At 66.5% G+C, this 21852-nt stretch carries 20 protein-coding genes; 14 read left to right on the top strand and 6 right to left on the bottom strand.

Annotated elements, in window-relative coordinates; translation table 11 throughout:
* Positions 1 to 3 precede the first annotated feature (3 nt).
* The 3 genes from GSH16_RS11275 (at position 4) to GSH16_RS11265 (ending at position 3502) form a co-directional block, all read left to right on the top strand.
* Positions 4 to 786, top strand: a complete 783-nt coding sequence (locus GSH16_RS11275; RefSeq protein ID WP_160855054.1) for a hydroxypyruvate isomerase family protein — start codon at positions 4 to 6, stop codon at positions 784 to 786.
* Positions 779 to 1432, top strand: coding sequence for an aspartate/glutamate racemase family protein (locus tag GSH16_RS11270; protein WP_160855052.1), 654 nt, complete (start codon positions 779 to 781; stop codon positions 1430 to 1432). Before GSH16_RS11275 ends, GSH16_RS11270 begins: the two co-directional genes overlap by 8 nt.
* Positions 1433 to 1570: 138 nt before the next feature.
* Positions 1571 to 3502: a DUF3604 domain-containing protein gene (locus tag GSH16_RS11265; RefSeq protein ID WP_160855050.1), complete on the top strand. Its 1932-nt coding sequence runs from the start codon at positions 1571 to 1573 to the stop codon at positions 3500 to 3502.
* Between the two features lie 89 nt (positions 3503 to 3591).
* On the opposite strand, the gene GSH16_RS11260 is transcribed toward GSH16_RS11265, so the two are convergent.
* Positions 3592 to 4911 (bottom strand): TAXI family TRAP transporter solute-binding subunit, encoded by a 1320-nt coding sequence (locus GSH16_RS11260; protein WP_160855048.1) that lies wholly within the window; start codon positions 4909 to 4911, stop codon positions 3592 to 3594.
* A gap of 83 nt (positions 4912 to 4994) precedes the next feature.
* A complete protein-coding gene (locus tag GSH16_RS11255; RefSeq protein ID WP_268893956.1) occupies positions 4995 to 5990 on the bottom strand; it encodes an NAD(P)-dependent oxidoreductase in 996 nt (331 codons plus the stop codon).
* Between the two features lie 15 nt (positions 5991 to 6005).
* Between GSH16_RS11255 and GSH16_RS11250 the strand changes: the two genes are divergently transcribed.
* The 5 genes from GSH16_RS11250 to cueR all read left to right on the top strand — a co-directional run bounded on the left by GSH16_RS11250 (position 6006) and on the right by cueR (position 11290).
* A complete protein-coding gene (locus tag GSH16_RS11250) occupies positions 6006 to 6833 on the top strand; it encodes an alpha/beta fold hydrolase (protein WP_160855044.1) in 828 nt (275 codons plus the stop codon).
* Positions 6834 to 6872: 39 nt separating this feature from the next.
* Positions 6873 to 7190 carry an ArsR/SmtB family transcription factor gene (locus GSH16_RS11245; protein ID WP_160855042.1) on the top strand — a complete coding sequence of 106 codons (318 nt, stop codon included), beginning with the start codon at positions 6873 to 6875 and terminating at the stop codon, positions 7188 to 7190.
* Positions 7191 to 7233: 43 nt separating this feature from the next.
* Positions 7234 to 8280, top strand: coding sequence for a permease (locus GSH16_RS11240; protein WP_160855040.1), 1047 nt, complete (start codon positions 7234 to 7236; stop codon positions 8278 to 8280).
* A gap of 81 nt (positions 8281 to 8361) precedes the next feature.
* A complete protein-coding gene (locus GSH16_RS11235; RefSeq protein ID WP_160855038.1) occupies positions 8362 to 10896 on the top strand; it encodes a heavy metal translocating P-type ATPase in 2535 nt (844 codons plus the stop codon).
* Between the two features lies 1 nt (position 10897).
* Positions 10898 to 11290, top strand: a complete 393-nt coding sequence (gene cueR, locus GSH16_RS11230) for a Cu(I)-responsive transcriptional regulator (RefSeq protein ID WP_160855036.1) — start codon at positions 10898 to 10900, stop codon at positions 11288 to 11290.
* A gap of 6 nt (positions 11291 to 11296) precedes the next feature.
* Here the strand turns inward: cueR and GSH16_RS11225 are convergent, their stop codons facing one another.
* The 3 genes from GSH16_RS11225 to GSH16_RS11215 are packed head-to-tail and all read right to left on the bottom strand — an operon-like array spanning position 11297 to position 13544.
* Entirely contained in the window at positions 11297 to 12076 is a 780-nt protein-coding gene (locus GSH16_RS11225) for an SDR family NAD(P)-dependent oxidoreductase (protein WP_160855034.1), read from the bottom strand.
* Positions 12073 to 12918, bottom strand: a complete 846-nt coding sequence (locus GSH16_RS11220) for an aldose epimerase family protein (RefSeq protein WP_160855032.1) — start codon at positions 12916 to 12918, stop codon at positions 12073 to 12075. The genes GSH16_RS11225 and GSH16_RS11220 overlap by 4 nt, the downstream gene beginning before the upstream one ends.
* Positions 12915 to 13544, bottom strand: coding sequence for a GntR family transcriptional regulator (locus tag GSH16_RS11215; protein WP_160855030.1), 630 nt, complete (start codon positions 13542 to 13544; stop codon positions 12915 to 12917). The genes GSH16_RS11220 and GSH16_RS11215 overlap by 4 nt, the downstream gene beginning before the upstream one ends.
* A 151-nt stretch (positions 13545 to 13695) precedes the next feature.
* Here GSH16_RS11215 and GSH16_RS11210 point away from each other — a divergent pair, with 151 nt between their 5' ends.
* Positions 13696 to 14841, top strand: a complete 1146-nt coding sequence (locus GSH16_RS11210; protein ID WP_160855028.1) for a mandelate racemase/muconate lactonizing enzyme family protein — start codon at positions 13696 to 13698, stop codon at positions 14839 to 14841.
* Between the two features lie 15 nt (positions 14842 to 14856).
* On the opposite strand, the gene GSH16_RS11205 is transcribed toward GSH16_RS11210, so the two are convergent.
* Entirely contained in the window at positions 14857 to 15924 is a 1068-nt protein-coding gene (locus GSH16_RS11205) for a LacI family DNA-binding transcriptional regulator (RefSeq protein ID WP_328803216.1), read from the bottom strand.
* A gap of 203 nt (positions 15925 to 16127) precedes the next feature.
* Between GSH16_RS11205 and GSH16_RS11200 the strand changes: the two genes are divergently transcribed.
* The 5 genes from GSH16_RS11200 (at position 16128) to GSH16_RS11180 (ending at position 21803) form a co-directional block, all read left to right on the top strand.
* On the top strand, positions 16128 to 17108 hold the full coding sequence (locus GSH16_RS11200; RefSeq protein ID WP_160855026.1) for an ABC transporter substrate-binding protein: 981 nt from the start codon (positions 16128 to 16130) through the stop codon (positions 17106 to 17108).
* Positions 17109 to 17256: 148 nt separating this feature from the next.
* Positions 17257 to 18792: a sugar ABC transporter ATP-binding protein gene (locus tag GSH16_RS11195; RefSeq protein WP_160855024.1), complete on the top strand. Its 1536-nt coding sequence runs from the start codon at positions 17257 to 17259 to the stop codon at positions 18790 to 18792.
* Positions 18728 to 19750 (top strand): ABC transporter permease, encoded by a 1023-nt coding sequence (locus GSH16_RS11190; protein WP_235913108.1) that lies wholly within the window; start codon positions 18728 to 18730, stop codon positions 19748 to 19750. The genes GSH16_RS11195 and GSH16_RS11190 overlap by 65 nt, the downstream gene beginning before the upstream one ends.
* Complete coding sequence (locus tag GSH16_RS11185; protein WP_205524058.1) at positions 19747 to 20733, top strand: ABC transporter permease; 987 nt, start codon at positions 19747 to 19749, stop codon at positions 20731 to 20733. The genes GSH16_RS11190 and GSH16_RS11185 overlap by 4 nt, the downstream gene beginning before the upstream one ends.
* Before the next feature lie 38 nt (positions 20734 to 20771).
* Positions 20772 to 21803 carry an aldose epimerase family protein gene (locus GSH16_RS11180; protein WP_160855022.1) on the top strand — a complete coding sequence of 344 codons (1032 nt, stop codon included), beginning with the start codon at positions 20772 to 20774 and terminating at the stop codon, positions 21801 to 21803.
* The last annotated feature ends 49 nt before the right edge of the window (positions 21804 to 21852 follow it).

Genomic DNA, 21852 nt, shown 5'->3' with positions numbered 1-21852 from the left:
GGGATGCCTGAATTCTGCGCCCATCTGGGCTATCTTTTTGCCGACAGGCCGCTTGAAGAACGGTTTGAACGCGCGGCGGCCAACGGGTTCCGCTGGGTCGAGCATCCTGCCCCATACGGGTTCGGAGTAGGCGCTTTTGCAAATGCCTGCCGGACGCACGGCCTGTCGGTCGCGCAGATCGCCGCGCCGTCCGGTGATCCGCCGCGCGGGGAGAAAGGGTTCGCCTGCCTCGAGGGCCGTGAGGCCGCGTTCCGGGAAAGCGTGGACCGAGGTCTGGAGGCGGCTGACCGGATCGGTGCGACGTTCCTCCACATCATGCCGGGCTGCATTGCGACCGACACGGATGCCGAACGTGCGCGCCTGCTGCCGCTCTATACCGAGCGGATCGCCTGGGCCGCGGACCGGGCCGCGGCAGCCGGCCAGCGCATCCTTCTGGAGCCGATCGACAATGGCGCGGTGCCGGGGTTCTTCCTTAACGATCCGCGCATGGCCCGCGACCTTCTGGCCACGATCGACAGGGACAATGCCTTCATGCTTTTCGACAGTTTCCATGCGGTCAATCGCGGACTTGATCCGGTGGCCTTCTGGCAGCAGGCGGGCGGGATGATTGGCCATATCCAGATCGCAGACGCACCGGGGCGCCACGAGCCGGGCAGCGGAACGATCGACTATGCCGCCTTCTTCCGTGCCCTCGATGCCGGGGGATATGGTGGTGTGGTCGGGCTGGAATATAAGCCCGCCGGAGACACGGAAGCCGGACTGGGCTGGAGGGACGCCTATGTCTGACGGGCCGCGCATTGCGCTCATCCATGCCACGCCGGTCGCCATGGCGCCGGTCCATGCCGCCATGGCGACGGGCTGGCCGGAGGCACGGCCCTTCGACCTGCTCGACACGTCGCTGTCAGAGGATGCCCAGTCGGGGGCGGGGACAACGTCGTTCGACGACCGGTTCATGGCTCTGTCGCGCCACGCCACATCGGTCGGCGCCGCGGGCATCCTGTTCACCTGTTCGGCCTTTGGCAGCGCGCTCGACCATGTGGCCCGCAGCCTCGCGCCCCTGCCGGTTCTGAAGCCCAACGAGGCCATGTTCCGCGCGGCGCTGGGCCTCGGGTCCCGTATCGCGATGGTCGCGACCTTTGCACCGGCCGTGGCGGAAATGGAGGCCGAGTTCAGGGACATGGCGGGTGGGGCTGCGCGCCTAGACACCCGTTTGGCCGAGGGCGCGATGGCGGCGCTGCGCGCAGGTGACGGCGCGGCCCATGACCGGATCGTGCGGGACTGCGCGGCCGGCATCACCGGCGCCGATGCGATCATGCTCGCGCATTTCTCGACCGCGCGGGCCGCGCAGGCGGTCACCGGCGCGGTCGATGTGCCCGTCCTGACAAGCCCCGACAGCGCCGTTCAGGCTTTGCGCGACCTGTGTAGCACATAGGCGCCGCTCAATGTCCTTCAGTTGAAACAAGACGTTCCTCCCCGTCAGATCTGGGGCCAGCCGTTTCCCGGAATAATTTTTGGAGCAATCGACCCGGTCGGTTAGTCTTGTGAGGAGACTGTTCGACAGGAGGTTCCGATGCGGCAATTCAAGAGACAAAAGGGCGCGCGCATCCGCCTCGCATCGGGCGCCGCCACCTTCCTGGCGCTCGTCGCGGCCACGCCATCGCTGGCTTTCGATGCCTCGGTGCGCGGGGCAGCGGAAGCGGGGGCGGAGGTCTATTCGCCCTTTGTCGGGCGGGCCTATCCCGACCAGCTCCTTTTCGGGGACCTGCATTTCCATACTGAGATTTCCTTCGATGCGGGGCTCATCGGCACGTCGCTCGACATGCATGACGCGTTCCGCGTGGCACGCGGGGAGAAGATCATCTCCAACACCGGGCAGCCGATCCAGCTGATCCGCCCGCTCGATTTCCTCGCCATCACCGAACATGCAGAGATGCTGGGGCTGGCGACCGCGATGCGCACCTCCGACCCGCGCCTCTTGTCCCATGACTGGGGCAGCCGGACTTACGCGCTCTTCAATTCCGGGCAGGAGGGCCGGATGGCCGCTTTTGCCGACATTATCGACGTGGGCACCGTTCAGGGGCGCGATCCGCTCGACGGGGTGGACCTTGACGGCGACATCTGGCGCGACATCGTGCACACGGTCGATGACTATAACGATCCGGGCCGCTTCACTGCGCTGGCAGGCTTCGAATGGACCTTCACGCCGCAGGGCGACAATCTGCACCGGGTCATCCTGTTTGCTGACGGGGCGGAGCACACATCGCAGACCCGGCCCTTCACCTTCTTCGAAGGCTCGGACCCCGAGCTTCTGTGGGATTATCTGGCCCGCTACGAGGCCGACACGGGCGGCCGTGCCATTGCGGTGCCGCACAATGCCAACACGTCCAACGGGCTGATGTTCGCGCCGCAGAAATTCGATGGCTCGCCGATGGACGCGGAGTATGCCGCCAAGCGCATCCGCTGGGAGCCGATGCACGAGATGACCCAGATCAAGGGGGATGAGGAGACCCATCCGCTCCTGTCACCCGATGACGAGTTTGCCGATTTCGAGACCTGGGACGTGAGCAACATTGCCGGGTCCGCGCCGAAGACGCCCGAGATGCTGGAGTTCGAATATGCCCGCTCGGCGCTGAAGGTGGGGCTTCGGGTGGAGCGCGAGATCGGCGTCAACCCGTTCAAGTTCGGATTCTACGGCGCGACCGACACGCACACCGCCATCCCGACTACGCGGGAGGACAATTATTTCGGCAAATACCAGCACACCGAGCCGTCCCCGAACCGCCACAATGGCGAGGTGATCCCCGCCGACGATCCGGCACTGCGGATCCTCACCGCGCAGGAATCCGCGGCCGGCCTCACGGCTGTCTGGGCGCGGGAGAACACGCGTGAAGAGGTGTTCGGCGCGATCACCCGCAAGGAGGCCTATGCGACCACCGGCTCGCGGATCAGCGTGCGGGTCTTTGCCGGCTGGGACTTTGAGGCCGACGATCTGGGCGCGCCCGATTTCGTGGCGCGCGGCTATCGCGGCGGTGTGCCGATGGGGGGCGAGTTGATGGCTGGCGTAGAGGGCGACGCACCGCGGTTCATGGTGCGCGCGCTGCGCGATCCCGACGGTGCCAATCTGGACCGGGTGCAGCTTATCAAGGGCTGGATCGATGCGGACGGAAAAACGCATGAGCGCATCTACGACATTGCCGTGTCGGACGAGCGCGAGATCGGCGCGGACGGGCGGGCACGCGAACCGGTCGGCAACACGGTCGATATCGAGACCGCGACCTATAGCAACACGATCGGCGCGCCGGCGCTCGACGGGTTCTGGCAGGATCCGGATTACGATCCCGCGGAAACGGCTTTCTATTATGTGCGCGTGATCGAGATCCCGAAGCCGCGCTGGACCACGCATGATGCGGCCTTCTACGATGTGCCGCTGCCCGACGTTGTGCCGCCGACCGTGCAGGACCGCGCCTATACATCGCCGATCTGGGTGACGCCCGCGGGCTGATCCGCCGCTACAGATGCGCGTGAACGACGGACACACGGCTACCGTCAAGAACGGGGAAGGTTCCGAACGTGCCGCGTCCGCCGTTCCGGTCAGGATAGCAAGTCTGCTGGCGGTGCGCCGGTTGCGGGCGTGCCGGTCAACTTGCTGCGCACAAGGTCGATATGGAGGCGGAACGTATAGACCTGTTCGCGGTAACGGGCGGGCACTTTCAACTCCCGCACGTCGCTGTCGATCCGGTCGAGCCGTTCCAGTAGCGCGCGGCGGGCGTCCGGATCGGTCTCGCGCTCGGCTTCGGCGTCGATCTCGACCAGTTCCTTGTAGCGGCGGTAGATTTTGGAGCGGATGCTCCACGTATAGATACCGGGCAGGGTGCGCAGGAGCGGCAGGAGCAGGATCAGGAGCGGCAGCACGATCAAAAGGAGCCGGGTGACCTGTGCGGCCATCCAGTAGGGCAGGACCGCATCGAGCCGGTTCGGCCCGTTGCGCAGCATCTCGCCCGCCTGCCGGTTGATCGGTAGTTCCACCCCTTCGGCCATCGGGAAGGCCAGATCGGCGCTCAGCAGGTTCGGCCCGGAATGGACCTCGATCGCCGCCCGCAAGAGCCGGTCGACCAGCGCTGGATGTAGGTCACCGCGCGCGGCCAGTGTCGCGATCATTGCCGTCAGTTCCACCCGTTCGGGCGGCAGGCGGCGCGAATAGTCGAGGCCCGCAGGCGGGATATCGGCCTGTTTCACGAAGGTCAGGCGGCGGGCCAGTGCCTCCGCATCGCGGAGCGTCTCGATGCGGATGTCGGGGTCGGAGAAGACCGGTTCCAGATAGGGGGCCGAGATCGGGGCGACGAAAACCGCGATATCGGCTGTGCCGTCAATGAGCGCCGTGGCCGCCTCCGCGCCCGCAAGCGGCAAGAGCCGCGACTGGTCGAGATCGACCTCGAGCGCTTCGATCATCCGGTTGATTGCGATGCGTGTGCCGCTGCCGGGTTCGCCTGCCGCCACCCGCAGGTCGGCCCAGTTGGTCGGGTCGGCCGCATCGGTGATGGCGCTGCGATGCAGGATCAGGAACGGCTCCAGAAAGACCGCCGCAAGGGCCTCCAGACCCACCGCGTCGGAGACAGGCGTGCCGCCCTGGATGAGGGCGATATCCACCTCTCCGGTGGCCAGCAGACGGGAATTGTCCATCGAGCCGGCCGTTTCCACGATGGTCATCTCGATCCCGTCGCGGGCCAGAATGTCGCGATATTGTTCGGCAAAACTGTAATAGCCGCCGCCCGGCCGCCCGGCCGCGATGGACACCTGTTCGGGCGGGACCAGCCGCAGGATATTGGCGCGTGCCAGAAAACCGGCAACGGCCAGCAGGATCAGGAGCAGCGCAAGCGCCACCGGCAGATAAAGGGCAAGGCGTTTCAGCATGGCGGTCCCGGTGCGACATGGGGCAGGGGCGGACGGACCGACTATGGCGCAGGCGGGCGCGCCTTGTATAGGTTGCGCGCGGCTCAGCCGCCCTCGGGCACCGCCGGGGCATGGCCGTTTCGGGCGGTCACGACGCGCAGCATGGCGGAATCATCCTCCGCCGCGACGCTGCCAAGGGCGTCGGCATACCAGCTGTATGCGGTTTCTCCGACCGACATGCCGGTGCCGTTTTCTCTTGCCATTGCAAGGCAGTAGCGCGCGTCCTTCTCCCTCAGTCCGATGGCCAGTCCGGTCTGGTCGGACAGTTTGCCGTGGGCCATCGCGCGGATCATCCGCACCGTGTGGGGGCTGGCGCAGGGGCCGCTTTCCACCGCCGCGATCAGCGTCTCGGGGTCAAGCTCCAGCTTGCCTGCCAGATGCGCCACCTCGGCGATCGCGGCAACATGGACGGCACCGAGCAGATTGTTGAGGAGTTTGAAGCCGGTCCCGCTCCCCACCGCCCCGAAATGGAGGATCGATGCCGCAAGCGGCTCCAGAACGGGGCGGGCGCGGTCGAGCAGGACCGGATCGGCGCCGACGAGCAGCACGAGCGTGCCGGCGGCTGCACCCGTGGGCGGGCCGTTCACCGGACAATCGATATAGCCGATCCCGCGGGCTGACGCAGCGGCGGCCAGCCGCGCGACCTGCCCGTGCGAGATGGTGGAACATTCGCAGGCCACGGCCCCCGCTTCCATGACCGGCAGCGCGCCGTCCGCATCCGTCCAGACGCGGGTGGAGGCCGCATCGTCGGCCACCATCGACAGGACGAACTCCGCACCCCGGGCGGCTCCGGCCGGAGTGTCGGCCACCTGAGCGCCCGCTTCGGCGAGGACGGCACATTTGGCCGCATCGCGGTTCCAGACGGTGACTTCGTGCCCTGCCGCGACAAGCCGCGCCGCCATGCCGCTGCCCATCTTGCCCAATCCAAGAAATCCGACCCGCGCCATGTGACCCTCCGTTCCAATTCTTTGTTTTGCCGGCGTCCAGTCTTCACCCTTTTCCCGACATCGCAAGTCTGCAGGGCGGGGCGGCGCTTTCATGCTAGGATGCCGCTCATGGCAAAGATGCAGGAATTGGACATACCGTCCGGCCGGGCCCGGTTGTTTGCGGTTGAAAGCGGGGAAGGGCGTCCGGTCGTCTGCCTGCATGCCGGCGTGGCGGACCACCGGATGTACCTGCCGCTCCACGCGGCCATGTCGGACCGCGCACGGCTCCTCTCCTATGACCGGCGCGAGTTCGGCCGGACACGTGCGCCGGACGAGCCATTTTCACATGTCGCGGATCTGGCGGCGGTGATAGCGGCGCGGGATCTGGCACCTGCCGTGCTCGTCGGCTGTTCGCAGGGCGGGCGTATCGCGATCGATTTTGCCCTGCGCTGGCCCGACCGTGTGGCAGGCCTCTTTCTGGTGGCCCCCGCGGTGAGCGGGATGCCCGCGCCGCGCCTCGATGCCGATCTGGCTGCGCTTGAGGCCGAGATCGACGCCGCCTACGAGGTGGAGGCTCTGGAACGGATCAACCGGCTGGAACGGCAGGCGTGGCTCGACGGTCCGCGCGCGGCTCCGGGGCGCGTCAGCGGCGCGGCGCGCGACCTTTTCTCCCGCATGAACATGGACGCGCTGCGCCAGCCGGAACTGCTGCAGGAGCAGGAACCGCCCGAAGCCTGGCACCGCGTGGCGGAGATTGCCTGCCCCGTTCGGATCTTTTGCGGGACGCTCGATTTTCCCTACAAGATCGCGGCGGCTGAATATCTGGCCGCACAGATGCCAGGCGCCGCGTTCGCGCCTCTGGATGGCATGGCGCACATGCCCTTTCTGGAAGATCCGGCGCTGATGGCGGGTCGGGTCGGGGCTTTTCTCGATGCGCTCGACGGAGCGTCGGAATAAAAGATTCGATATAACCGGAATTATGGTTATTTTGGCCACATGAGCCTGTCATCGCCCCATGCCCGTGCCCTGTCTGCCCTCGGCCATGATGCGCGCCTGTCGATCTTCCGCCTGCTGGTCAAGGCGGGCGACGATGGTTTGCGTGTGGGCGACATTGCGGGGCGGCTCGACCTGCCGCCCTCGACGCTGGCGCATCACCTGTCGGCGCTAGTAGGTGCCGGACTTGTCCTGCAGGAGCGGCGCGGCCGCGAAGTGGTGAACCGTGTCGATTACCCCGCCATGCAGGCACTTCTCGAGTTCCTCAGCTCCGAATGTTGCGTCGGTGTCGGGGTGTCCGAGGCGGAGGACACGGGATGAGTTTCTTTCGCCCTAAAACAACTATAAAACCGGATGTATCGCCATGTCAGACCTGACCCTGAATCCGCGCCGCACAGCGCCCTTGCGCGCGCTCTGGACGTCCCAGCGCGTCTGGCTGGCCGCGGTGGCGCTGCTCGCCTCAATGGCGCTTGTCGACGTGACGCTGGCGCAGGAGAGTTTCCTTTTCGCGGTGGCCGCGCTCTGGCACACGGCGCCGTTTCTTGTCCTGTCGATCCTTGTCGCAGCCTATTGCGGGGCCACGGGTGCGGACCGGCTGGTGGCCCGCGCCTTTACCGGATCGCCGCTTTTGATGATCCTGCTGGCATCGATCGCGGGCGCCCTGTCGCCCTTCTGCTCCTGCGGGGTCATCCCGCTGATCGCGGCGCTTCTGGCGATGGGCGTGCCGCTGTCGGCCGTTATGGCCTTCTGGCTGGCTTCGCCGGTGATGGACCCGTCCATGTTCGTGATTACGGCCGGCGTGCTCGGCCCCGAATTCGCCGTGGCGAAGACGCTGGCAGCGGCGGGGATCGGGATGTTCGGCGGTCTGGTGGTGCACCTCCTGTCGCGCGGCGGCGCGTTCGAGCGGCCCTTGCGGGACGGGGTGGGGGATGGCGGCTGCGGTGGCGCACGGGTGCGCGCGCCCGGGCCGGTGGTCTGGCGCTTCTGGGACGACCCCGGCCGGCGCGCGAAATTCGGGCGCGAGGCGCTGTCGACCACGCTCTTCCTTGCACGGTGGCTCTTTCTGGCCTTTCTTCTGGAAAGCCTGATGCTGGCGCTGGTGCCCGCCGAGCGCGTGACGGTGCTATTGGGCGGCGACGGGGTCGGGCCGATTGTAGTGGCCACGCTTGTCGGCGTGCCGGCTTACCTCAACGGCTATGCCGCGCTGCCGCTTGTCGGCGGCCTGATCGCACAGGGCATGGCGCCCGGGGCCGGTCTCGCCTTTCTTGTGGCGGGCGGGGTGACCTCGATCCCCGCGGCCATGGCGGTCTGGGCGCTGGCGCGGCCACCGGTCTTCGCGCTCTACATCGGCCTGTCGCTGACCGGCGCCTTCACCGCGGGACTTCTGATGCAGGTCTGGACGATGCTCTGAGCAGAAGGCCCGACAAAGCCTCTTGAGCTTCCAGTGACTGGAACCCTTATATAGGGTGGGTCTGGAAGAAAGAGGTGTCCGATGTCCGGTCCGGAAAATGCCCTTCAGGAAGATGCCTATCCGCTCCGCCTGTCGCTGGAGGGCATGTCCTGCGCCTCCTGCGTCGGCCGTGTCGAGCGTGCGCTGGCAGCGCAGGACGGGGTGCATGACCTGTCCGTCAATCTGGCCTCGGAAAGCGCCAGTATGGCGCTCGACCGGCCCGACCGTCTGACAGCCGTGCTCGACAGTCTGGACGCGGCCGGATATCCGGCGCGGACGGCCCGCCTGCGGCTGGAAATCGGGTCCATGTCCTGTGCCTCCTGCGTGGGACGGGTGGACAAGGCGCTGGCCGCGCTGCCGGGTGTGACCGGCGTGACTGTCAATCTGGCCTCGGAAAGCGCCGTCGTCGACTATGTGGAGGGCGCGGTCACGCCCGCCGAGATCGCCAATGCGGCCACCGCGGCGGGTTATCCGGCAACAATCGCGCAGAGCGGCGGAGCCGAGGGGCAGGGTGCCCGCAAGGCGGCAGAGGCGGACGATCTGAAACGCCGGACGTTGATCGCGGCTGCGCTGGCACTGCCGGTGTTCCTGCTCGAAATGGGCGCCCATCTGGTGCCGGCCGTCCATATGGCCATCGAGCGCAGCATCGGGATGCAAACCTCCTGGATCCTGCAATTCCTGCTCACGAGCCTCTTGCTCGCCGGTCCGGGCCGGAGCTTTTTCGCCCGCGGCTTGCCTGCGCTCCTGAAAGGCGCGCCGGACATGAACAGTCTTGTGGCGCTCGGCACCGGAGCTGCATGGACCTATTCGACCATCGCGACCTTCCTGCCCGGGCTTCTGCCCGCGGGCGTGCGTGCCGTCTATTTCGAAGCGGCGGCGGTGATCGTCGTGCTCATCCTGATCGGCCGCTGGCTGGAGGCGCGGGCCAAGGGCCGGACCGGCGCGGCGATCGAGGCGCTGATGGGCCTGCAGGTTCCAACCGCGCGTCTGGTCGAGGGCGAGGGGGCGCGGGACGTGCCGGTTGAAACTCTCGCGGTTGGTGATCTGATCCTTGTCCGCCCGGGCGAGCGCATCCCGACCGATGCGGAGATCGTGGAGGGATCGGGTCGTGTTGACGAAAGCATGATTACCGGCGAACCGGTGCCAGAGTCCAAGGCCGCCGGCGATCCGGTAACCGGCGGCACGGTCAACGGAACGTCGAGCCTGACCGTGCGCGCGACCCGCGTCGGCGCGGATACGGTGCTGGCGCAGATCGTCCGGATGGTGGAGACCGCGCAGGGCGCGCGCCTGCCCATTCAGGGGCTGGTCGACAAGGTCACGCTCTGGTTCGTGCCGGCCGTGATCGGCGCCGCGGTGCTGACCGTTCTGGTCTGGTTGATCTTCGGCCCGTCGCCCGCGCTCACCATGGCGCTCGTGGCCGGGGTTTCGGTGCTGATCATCGCTTGTCCTTGCGCGATGGGGCTCGCCACCCCGACCTCGATCATGGTCGGCACGGGGCGCGCGGCGGAACTCGGCGTGCTCTTTGGCAAGGGTGATGCGCTGCAGGCTCTGTCGGGCGTCGGGATCGCCGCGTTCGACAAGACCGGCACGATCACCGAAGGCCGCCCGGTGCTGACCGACATGATGGTGGCTGACGGGTTCGACCGTGACACCCTGCTGGCTATGGCCGGTGCGGTCGAGGCGCGGTCGGAACATCCGTTGGCCCATGCGATTGCGGAGGCGGCGGAAGGCGCGGGCGTCGCGCTGCCGCCGGTCACCGATTTCAGATCGGACACCGGGTTCGGCGTCGCGGCGACGGTCGGGGACCAGCCGGTCCTCATCGGTGCGCGGCGATTGATGGAGCGCGAGAAGATCGACCTTGGTCCGTTTGCGGATGAGGAGGCTTCGCTGGCCGCACGGGGGCGCTCGGTCCTTTTCCTTGCCGTCGACGGGCGCGCGGCGGCGCTTCTGGCCGTGTCCGATCCGGTCAAGCCGGGCGCCCGGGGCGCTGTTGCGGCCCTCAAGGCGCGCGGTATCGATGTCGCCCTGATTACCGGCGACCGGAAGGCAACGGCAGATGCCATCGCCGCCGAGGTCGGGATCGACCATGTTGTGGCCGACGTGCTGCCCGACGGCAAGGTGACCGCGCTCGACGACCTGCGCACCGGCGGGCGGTCGCTGGCTTTTGTCGGTGACGGCATCAACGATGCGCCGGCGCTCGCCCATGCCGATGTCGGCATTGCGATCGGCACCGGCACGGATATCGCGATCGAGGCGGCAGATGTGGTGCTCATGTCGGGCGACCCGGCGGGCGTGGTCAATGCGGTCGAAGTGTCCCGCCGCACAATGTCGAATATCCGGCAGAACCTGCTCTGGGCGTTCGGATACAATGTCGCGCTGATCCCCGTCGCCGCCGGTCTGCTCTATCCGGCATTCGGGATCCTGCTCTCGCCGGTCTTCGCGGCGGGCGCGATGGCCCTGTCGTCCGTGTCGGTCCTGACCAATGCGCTCCGTCTGCGCCGCATCCGCCCAGCGTTGGACGTGCCGGACGGCACAGCGCCTGCCACCAGCCACGCCTTGCGCGCACAGGAGGTCTGAGATGAACATCGGAGACGTGGCCGACCGGTCCGGCCTGCCGCCCAAGACGATCCGCTACTATGAGGATATCGGCCTTGTCCGCCCGGCGCGGAGCGGCAACGGCTACCGCGCATTCTCCGAGAACGACCTGCACAAGCTCGCATTTCTGGGGCGGGCGCGGGCGCTCGGATTTTCCATCGAGGATTGCCGCCGGCTGCTCGGTCTTTACGAGGATTCAGGGCGCGAAAGCGCGCAGGTCAAGGCGGTGGCAGAGGAACATCTGGCCGAGATCGATGCCAAGATTGCGCAACTGCAGGCGATGCGGGACACGCTCGCCCATCTGGTGCGCACCTGTCACGGCGATGCGCGGCCCGATTGCCCGATCCTGAGCGATCTGGCGGGTGATCCGGCCTGAGCCCGGTCAGGGCAGGGACTTGCCGCCATCTATGGTGATCGTCGTCCCTGTGACATAGGCCGATGCGGGATCTGCCAGATAGAGCGCGGCACCCGCAACCTCGGACGGGTCCGCACCGCGCCCCATCGGGATGCCGGAAGTGGCGAATGCGCGGAATTCGGGGTTGCGCAGCACATCGCGGTTGAAATCCGTCTCCACCAGACCCGGCGCGATGATGTTGCTGGTGATGCCGTGTGGCGCGAGTTCCAGCGCGAAGGACCGGGCCAACTGGCGCAATCCGCCCTTGGTGGCGCCATACAAGCCCTGACCGTCCATCACCAGGTCCTGATTGACCGAGGACACGAAGATCAGCCGCCCCGCAACCTTGCGGTCGATCATCGCCGCCGCCGCCGCCTGCGCCAGCGCGAAACCCGCGCGCAGGTTGACGGCCAGCAGCCCCTCGAATTCGGCATCCATGCAGTCCATGAGCGGCTTGCGCAGCGTCATGCCCGCATTGCTGACAAGAATATCGGGCGGTGCGAGCCGCTCGATCGTCTGCGCGACGAGCGCGCGCGCGGCAGCGGGGTCCGACAGGTCGGCCAGCAGGGCGGCGCTCCGCACGCCCCGTTCCGCGACCTCGGCCGCCACCTGCTGCGCCATGTCCATATCCCGGTGGCCGTGGACAAGAACATCCGCCCCTTCGCGGGCGAGGGCGAGGGCAATCTCGCGTCCGATGCCCCGGCTGCCGGCTCCGGTGACGAGCGCGGTCTTCCCGACGAGGCGGTTGGTGCCCGATGGCTCTGTCATGCTGTTGCCCCCGCGTCCGGCGTGCCGCCTGCTTCAAGTGTCACGGAGAAGCCGAAGACCGCCGCGCGTCCCGGCTGCAGTTTGGCCTGACCGGCCGCGGCGCCGGTGCCCGGGCCTGCGGTCAGCGGCTCGATGCACAGCCCGTCGAGACCCGGCCGCGACCAGAGCGCCATGTGCCTGAACCCCCGGAAGCCGAGCCTGATCCGCTGCCCGGTCGCCGGGTTGAGAAGCCAGAGCCAGCGCGGTGCGAAATTCCGCAGGAACCGGCCGCCCGTCGCGAAGTCGCGCTGCTGCGCGAGGCACAAGACCCCGCCTGATGCATCGAGCGGCGCGGTCCTGCCGGTGAGGGCCATGGCCTCCATCCGCTCGGCCGTTTCGGGGAAGCGGGTGCCCTCGGGTGCCATCAGGAAGGCCCGCCCGCCGCTGCCGAAGCCCGGCAGGTAGAAACCCGGATGCAGGCCAAAGGAGTAGGAGAGCGGCGCCGTCCGGTCATTGCGGATGCGGATCGTCTGCTGGTAGCTGCGGGCCGTCACATGATGTTGCACGGTCAGGTTGCGCCAGGCCAGCCGCGGGGCGGACGCCCGTCGCGAAAGACGCTCGAACCGGGCCAGCCGCGCCGGGCCGTGGGGCGGGACGTCCGCGTCGGGCGCGCGGCCGAAAACCGGATAGATCAGCGCGGCGGGATGCGGCCAATCCGCATCCGCGCCGGACCAGAGCACGTCGGCCCCGCCAAGTGTGAGCGCGCGCAACTCCGCGCCGAAGGGCGAGATGCGGACGTGGCTTGCCGGTCCGCCGACCAGATCGAGCGGCAGCCATTCGGGGTTGTCCGTTGGGCGGTTCATGCGCCGAGCGCCTTTTGCAGCGACTTGTCCACATGTACGCCCAGCGCATCGACCGCTGCGGCCGGGTCGCGGGCTTTGCAGGCCTGCAGGATGTCCAGATGTTCCTGCATCACTTCCAGGTGCCGTGTGACGGGAATGGCGGCATTGGCGCGGAACCAGCGGATATAGGTGGCATTGACCTCATAGGCCTCGGTCAGGAATTCGTTGCCCGCGTGCCGGATGAAGGCGAAATGGAGTTCCCAGTCAATCTCGCCCACCTGCGCGGTGAAGTCCGGATCGTCTGGATCGATGGCAGCAATGCTTTCGGCCCGCGCGATCAGATGGTCGATCTGAGGGGCAGGGGCGGTTTCGGCGAAACCGGCGACGGCCGCGGTTTCCAGCATGCGACGGAAGCCGAATGCGTCGCGGATGCGTTTCACCGTGATCGGCGCGATCTGAATCCCGCGTTGCGGATAGATCGTCATGAACCCCTCGCGCGCCAGCCTTTGGGTGACTTCGCGCGTCGCGCCGAGCGGGATGCCGAGCAGGGCGGAAATCTCCTTCAGCGTCAGGAACGCGCCCGGCCGCACATCGCAGGCGATCAGCCGCTGCTTGAATTCGGTGCTGGCTATGTCTGCCGTGCTCATCCGTTGCGTCCTCCGCCCGATACCGGTCCCTGACCCTTCCTGCCGTCTTGCGGTGCGGGATGTCAACAGTGATGAACAACTGATTAATCAGTTTGACATCAATGAGGGAATCGCGGTTGATCTTGCAGCAGGTCAGCGGACGGAGGGTGAGATGATCCAGTTGGAACAGGTGGAGGGGTTTCCCGTTTCTGCCATTCCCGTATCGCCCGCGCGGTCCTCGATGGGGGATCTCGACCGGCGCAGTTCGCTCGTCATCAAAGTGACGGACCGTGACGGCGCGACGGGCTGGGGGGAAATCTGGTCGAATTTTCCCCCGTCAGCCGCTGCGCACCGGCTCGCAATCCTTCAGGACCTCGTGTTCCCGTCCGTTGCGGGGCGGCGTTTTGACGGTCCGCCCGCGCTTACCGCCTGGCTGGAGGCGCGCTGGCGCATCCTCGCCCGGCACACGGGCGAGACCGGTCCGTTCGAGAATATCATCGCCGGGCTCGACATTGCGGCCTGGGATCTCTGCGCACGGCGGGCTGGGCTTTCGCTGGCCGGGCACGTCCGGGCTGTCATGACCGATGCGGATTTGCCGGACACCACAGCGGAAACGGTCGCGGTCTATGCCAGTTCGCCCAATCGGGACGGGCTGGGGGACCGGATCGCTGCGCTGATGGATGCCGGGCATCGCGCGGTCAAACTGAAGGTCGGCTATGACGCCGTGTCAGACGAAGAGGTCGTTGCGCTCTGCCGCGAGGTCGGTGGACCTGACCTGAACATCATGGTCGATGCAAACCAGTCCTGGTCGCTCGCGGACGCGCGGGAGATGATCCCGCGACTCGACGCGCATCGCCTGACCTTTGTCGAGGAGCCCGTCGATGTGGGCCTGCCGGACGCGGATCTGGCCGGGTTGGCCAAGGCCGTCCGCCCGCCGCTGGCCTTTGGCGAGAATGTGCGCGGGATGGCGGCGCTGGAGCAGGGTCTGACGGCGGGCTATTTGGGCGTCTTGCAACCGTCCGTCACCAAGATCGGCGGCGTGACGGGTTGGATGGCGCTGGCGCATCGCGCGCGGGTCGCGGGCATCGGGCTCTGCCCGCACTATATGGGTGCGGCCCCCGGTCTGGCGGTGACGATGCAACTTCTGTCGCTCTTCCCCGACGCCGGCCCGATGGAGCTTGACGCCAATGACAATCCCCTGCGCACCGCCCTGTCCGACATGGATCTGAGCGTGCGGAACGGGCGGGTGCGGGTGCCGGACGGGCCGGGGATCGGGTTCGAGCCTGATGCGGCGCGGCTTCGCGCAATGGTCGCCTGACCGCGGGATAATCCCCTATTCGTCCCTCGGCGCCGCCACGGAGTCGCGTTCGACCAACGCGCAATCCATTCGCGTCAGCTTGGCTTTCACCGATTTGCCCGCGCGCTTGCGCTCGATCTGCTCGACCGCCCAGGCGCCCATTGCGCGATGCGGCAGGTCGACCGTGCTGAGCGGCGGGTTCAGGTGGCGGGCGATCTCCTCGTCATCATACCCCATGACGGAGATATCCTGCGGGATGCGCAAGCCCTCTTCCTTCAGTGCTTCATAGCACCCGATGGCCATCCGGTCGTTCTGGCAGAAGATCGCGGTCGGGCGCGGGTCCAGCGCCAGCAGCGCCCGCGTGCCGGCATAGCCCGAACTCGCCGTCCAGTTGCCGCCCGTGACCAGCGCCGGATCGAAGGCGATCCCGGCCTCGGCCAGCGCGCGTTCATAGCCGGTCTGGCGATCCTGTGTCGCCTCCATCCACGGCTCGCCGAGGATCATCCCGATCCGGCGGTGCCCCTGTTCGATCAGGTGCCGCGTCGCGCGGTATCCGCCGACCGTTTCATCGGGCACGACGGAGGGGAATCGGGTCTCCTCCGCATAGCAGTTGAGCAGCACCACGGGGCAGGGCAGGTCGAGCAGGCCCTCGGGCAGTTCGGCCTGCCGCGTGAAGATCGCCATGTAGATGAGCCCTGCCAGTTTCTGACCGGCCAGCGAGGTCAGCGTCTCGGCCTCCAGCTCCGGATCATACATGGTCTGGGCCGAGAAAAGGATATGCCCGTTTTGCCAACTGGCCTGCCGCGCGGCGTCGATCGCGACCACCGCCTCGGGGCTGGTGGCCAGCTGGTCGACGACGAAGCCGATGGTGCTCGGCCCCGGCTTGGCGAGGTTGGGCTCTTCCGCCTGATGAATGAATTTCGTCGAGCGATAACCGAGCTTTATCGCTGCATCGATGACGCGCTGCTGGGTCTCGGCAGATATTTTGACCCCCGGCGCATTCTTCAGCACGAAGGACACGGTTGCCTGCGAACAGCCGGCTTCCTTGGCCACGTCGGTCATGGTTACGCGGCGGGTGCCACGGCTCTGTCCTGTCTTGGGCACCTGTGATTGTCCTTCGCGTCTGTATGCACGTCTCGCAGCCCGCTGCAGCCCGCTTGAGAGCGTCCGGCCCGCGCTGTCATTTAACCGTCACAGCGCCGGAGAGGGAAGGTAATTTATAAATATAAATAATCGTTGACTAATGATTATAAACGACCGAGATTGCGCCCAGTGGCCTCGCCACACAACACGGGAGGAAATGAAGAATGACGATCTCACGCAGACAGTTGCTACTCACGACCACCGCCGCGCTGGCCGCGACCGCGGTGGCGCGATCCGCCTTTGCCGGCCTGCCGACGCTGGAGGTGAAGGACACGTACAAGGTCGGGTTCGCACAGACCGAGAGCAACAACCCCTGGCGCCTTGCCCAGACCAATTCCATGCAGGCCGAGGCCGAGAAGCGCGGCTGGCAGCTTGTCTATACCGATGCCGCCGGGTCCGCCGCCAAGCAAGTGGCCGACGTCAATTCCATGATCGCGCAGGGCGTCGACCTGATCTTCCTCGCCCCGCGTGAGGAAATCCCGCTCATTCCTGCGATCAAGGCGGCCAAGGGCGCGGGCATTCCGGTCATCCTGCTCGACCGCAATGTCGACCAGTCGCTGGCCAAGGCCGGCGAGGATTACGTCACCTTCATCGGCTCCGACTTCATCGAGGAAGGGCGCCGCGTTGCCGAATGGCTGGTCAACAACAAGCCCGGTGGCGGCAAGATCATCGAGCTTGAAGGCACTGCCGGGTCCTCGCCCGCGAACGACCGCAAGGAAGGGTTCGACACGTTCATCGCCGACCATGCGTCGTTCGAGATCGTCGCGTCCCAGACTGGCGATTTTGCCCGCGACAAGGGTCGCCAGGTGGCCGAGACGCTGCTGCAGGCCCATCCGGATGCGGATGTGATCTACGCCCATAATGACGAGATGGCGATCGGTGCGATTTCGGCTGTCGAGGCGGCCGGAAAGGTGCCGGGCAAGGATGTGTTGATCCTGTCCATCGATGGCGGGCGCGAAATCCTGCAACTGGTGATCGACGGCAAGGTCGCCGCGGTCTGCGAGTGCAACCCGCGCTTCGGTCCCAAGGCGTTCGACACGGCCGCGGCCTACGCCAACGGTGAGGATATTCCGGGCAAGATCATCAACCCGGACAATTTCTACGATGCGTCGAATGCGGCCGATCTGATCGACACCGCATATTGAGGTCTCCCCTTGATGCATCGGCCTGTCCGGTTCCCGCGCCAACCGGGACCGGACAGGCAAACTGCCTGCAGGCGGGCCCGTTCCGCCCGGCGCGATTCCGAGCCGCGCCGGGCGGCGGGCTGCTGCACGGCCTGACCCCGGATTTACCATGACCCAGCCACCGCTTCTGCGCATCGACAACCTCCACAAACGGTTCGGCGGAACCGTGGCGCTCGATGGTGCCGAAATCGAGGTTGCCCCGGGCGAGGTTCACGCGCTTGTCGGGCAGAACGGCGCCGGAAAATCGACGCTGATCAAGATCCTGACCGGCTTCATTCCCGGCGATGACGGGGAGATCACCTTCGAGGGCGCGCCCTTCTCGGTCGGATCGCCGCAGGCGGCACAGGCGGCCGGGATCAGCACCATCTATCAGGAAATCAACCTGGTCCCGACCCTGTCGGTGACGGAAAACATCTGCCTTGGCCGCGAGATCAGGCGCCGCGGCCTTCTCGACTGGCGCGGTATGCGGGCGGAGGCCGAACGCCTGCTCGCCAAGTTCAACATGTCGATTGACGTGAGCCGGCCCCTGTCCGACTTCAGCACCGCCACACAGCAGATGATCGCCATCGCGCGGGCGATCGGCTTCTCCGCACGTCTGGTGATCATGGACGAGCCGACCAGTTCTCTCGACGAGCGCGAGGCGGCGGTCCTGTTCGACGTGATCCGCGGCCTGCGCGACGAGGGCGTGTCGGTGATCTTCGTCAGCCACAAGCTCGACGAGCTCTACGAGGTTTGCGACCGGGTGACGATCATGCGCGACGGGCGGACGATCCGCGCCTGCGCCATGGCCGAGATCGGCAAGCTGGACCTTGTCTCCACGATGCTGGGGCGCGAGATCAGCCGCAGCGGCGGCCGCACCACGGCCTTTGCGGGCGACCATGACCATGATGTGGGCGACACGATACTGTCGGCCGAGGGTTTGAAGGACGGGGCCCATGTACGCGATGTGCATTTCTCCGTCCGCAAGGGGGAGATCGTCGGCTTTGCTGGCCTCCTCGGCGCGGGGCGCACCGAAACCGCCAAGCTCGTCTTCGGCGCGGCTCGGCCCGAGGGCGGCGAAATCCGGTTCGACGGCGCAGGCTTTGCCCCGCAAACGCCCGCGGACGCGATCAATGCGGGCATCGGGTTTTGCACCGAGGACCGTAAGGTCGAGGGTATCGTGCCCGACATGAGCATCGCGGAGAACATGATGCTCGCGCTGATGCCGAAACTGGCACGCGCCGGCATTCTCGACGAGAAACGGCAGGCGCGGATCGTGGAGAAGTTCATCGCAAGTCTCGGGATCAAATGCGCCGGACCGGGCCAGAAGATCCGGGAACTGTCGGGCGGCAACCAGCAGAAGGTTCTGCTCGGCCGCTGGCTGGCCATGTCGCCGCGGCTTCTGATCCTCGACGAACCGACGCGCGGCATCGACGTCGGCGCCAAAGCCGAAATCCAGAAACTCGTCAACACGCTCGCGGATGACGGGCTGGCGGTCCTGATGATCTCCTCCGAACTGGAGGAGGTGAGCGAAGGGGCCGACCGGGTCTTTGTCCTGCGCGAGGGGCTGACCGTCGCAGAACTCACAAACGGAGAAATCAATGAAGAGCGCATTCTGGCCGCAATGGCGCATGGCGGCGGGGAGCCGTCCGTCGCAGAAGCCTGACAGGCCGATCTATGCGTTTCTCGACCGCTACGCGACGCTGATCGTTCTTGTCCTGCTGATCCTGCTGAACATCGCGATCACGCCGAATTTCCTGTCGGTCCAGACGCTGAACGTGAACCTGACACAGGTCTGCACCATCGTGATCGTGGCGGTCGGCATGACGCTCGTCATCGCCACAGGCGGGATCGACCTGTCCGTCGGCTCGCTGATGGCGATTGCCGGTGCGCTCGCGCCGATGATCTTCATGGGAAAGATATTCGGGATCGAGCATGTCGGTCTGGCCGTGGGGCTGGCGATCATCCTGTCGGTCGCGGTGGCCGGCGCGCTCGGCGCGTTCAACGGCTGGCTGGTGGCGACGTTCCACATCCAGCCGATTGTCGCCACGCTGGTCCTGTTCATTGCCGGGCGCGGCATCGCGCAGGTGATGACCAACGGCAATCTGCAGGTGTTCAGCGTGCCTGAGTTCCAGTTCATCGGGCTCGGCCGGATCCTCGGCCTGCCGTTTCAGGTCATCATCATGGCCGTGGTCGTCGTCTGGGCAGCCTGGATGCTGCGCCGGACGGTTTTCGGGCGACAGATCCTCGCCATCGGCGGCAACGAGAAAGCTGCGGAACTGGCCGGGGTTCCGGTCGGACGGGTGAAGATCGCGGTCTATGCGATCAGCGGCCTGCTGGCTGGTATCGCGGGTCTCATCGTCATCGCGATCAATTCCGCGTCCGACGCCAATCTTGTCGGGCTCGGGATGGAGCTCGATGCCATCGCTGCCGTCGCGGTGGGCGGCACGCTTCTGAGTGGCGGGCGCGCGAGCATCTGGGGCACGCTTCTGGGCGCGCTCACGATCCAGATCGTGCGCTACACGCTTCTGGCCAACGGGGTGCCCGATGCGGCGGCCATGGTCGTCAAGGCGGCGATCATCATCGCCGCGGTCTGGATCCAGAGAAAGGCACGCGCATCATGATCGGCATGGCAGGCAATCGCGGTCTCATGGGCTCTTACGGCGTGGTCGTCGCGCTGATGCTCGTCATCCTGTTCGGATGGCTCCGCTATGACAATTTCCTCAGCCCGTTCAATGTGATGAGCGTGCTGCGCTATAATTCCATGTTCGCGCTCGTGGCGCTCGGCATGTGCTTTGTCATCATGACCGAGGGGATCGACCTGTCGGTCGGCGCCAATGCCGCCATGTCGAGCGTCGTTGCCGCCCATGCGAGCCATTACGGGCTGGTGCCGGGGCTCGCCGCCGGGGTCGGTGCGGGGCTGGTCGTGGGGCTTCTGAACGGGCTCATCGTCACGCGGCTGAAGATCATGCCCTTCATTGCCACGCTCGCGACGATGCTGGCGGCCGGCGGCATGGCGCTCCTGCTGTCGGGCAACCAGTCGATCCCGGTTTCCTACGCGACGAGCTTCACCTGGCTGGGGCAGGGCAACCTGTTCGGCCTGCCGGTTCCGGCATTGATCGCGGCGGTGGCCTATGTGATCGGATCGGTGATCCTGAACCGTACCAGCGCCGGCCGGACGGTTCTGGCCATCGGTGGCAACGAGGAGGCGACCCGGATGATGGGGCTTCCGGTGGAGCGGACGCTGATGGTCACCTACATTGCCTGCGGCGGGCTGGCCGGGTTGGCGGGGGTGATCCTTGCTGCCCAGTTCGGCGCCGGACAACCGATCGAGGGCAAGGGATGGGAACTCTTTGCCATCGCGTCGGTGGTGGTCGGCGGCACGCTCCTGACGGGCGGTGTCGGATCGGTCGGGGCGACGCTGGCCGGCGTGCTCCTGCTCGGTGTGCTCTTCACCATCCTGAATTTCGAGAATGGCAAGGGCTGGATTTCGCTCTCGGCCTACTGGCAATCGGTCATTCGCGGCTTTTTCCTGCTGGTGGTTGTGCTATTTCAGGCGCGGCTGGCGCGCAAACATGCGGCGCAACCTGCGGTGTCAGCAACATGAAGGACGAAACAGGCCGCGCCGCGCAGGCTAAACACACCATGAATGACAGAATGATCGAGGTTGCCGGCCGGTTCGGCGGGCAGGACGTGCATGCGGTGACGCTGACGGCAGGGGACGGCTCCTTTGCGCGCATCTTCAGTTGGGGCGCGGTGATTGCCGATCTGCAGATCCGGCGCCGTGACGGGCAGTTGCAGAAAGTCGTGCTCGGGTTCGACCGGTTCGAGCCCTATCCCGTGCTCTCCCCCTATTTCGGTGCCATTGCGGGGCGCTATGCCAACCGGATTGCCGACGGGTTCACGCTCGGCGGGCGGCAGTTCACGCCGGTCACCAACGAAGGCGCGGGCACCTGCCTGCATGGCGGGCCGGAAGGGTTCGGCGTCCGCGTCTGGGAGATCGAGGCCGCGAGCGCGTCCGAAGTCACCCTTAAAATCGTGTCGGAGGATGGCGATCAGGGCTTTCCGGGCCGGGTGGTGGCGCGGTGCACCTACCAGCTCGAGCAGGACGACACAGGCGCAGTGTCGCTGGTGACCGAATTGCGGGCCGAAACGGATGCGCCAACGGTCATCAACCTGACCCAGCACAGCTATTTCAACCTCGACGGAGCAGGCAGCGTGGGCGATCACCGGCTGACCCTTGCCGCCGATCATGTGTCGGAGGTGGATGCGCGCAAGATCCCGACCGGCGTGGCACTGCCTGTGGCAGACACGGCGTTCGACTATCGGGACGCCCGCGCCGTTGCCGACCTGGACCGTCCCGTCGACCTCGACCACAATTTCATCCTGAACGCGCGTCCCGACGGTGCACCGGCCGCGTGCCTGCACGCGGCCAGGTCGGGCCTGACGATGGAGCTATTCACCAACATGCCAGGGCTGCAGGTCTATGACGCGCATATGCTCGACATTGACGCGACAGAACCGTCAGCCGCGGCGTTCCGCCCGCGCGACGGTATCTGTCTGGAGCCGCAATATTTTCCCGACAGTCCGAACCATACGGCATTCCCGTCGGCGCGGCTCGACCCGGGCGAAACCTATGAACATGATATCGTGTTCCGGTTCTCGGAAGCTGATTAACATATTTGGAACAATGGCTCACGTGGCGCAGTCAAAGCGTCACGTGAAC

Origin of the sequence: Oceanomicrobium pacificus (assembly GCF_009833495.1) — a bacterium.
GTDB classification, from domain to species: domain Bacteria; phylum Pseudomonadota; class Alphaproteobacteria; order Rhodobacterales; family Rhodobacteraceae; genus Oceanomicrobium; species Oceanomicrobium pacificus.
The sequence above is the reverse complement of the archived record's forward strand: the minus strand, read 5'-3'. Positions and strand labels throughout refer to the sequence as shown.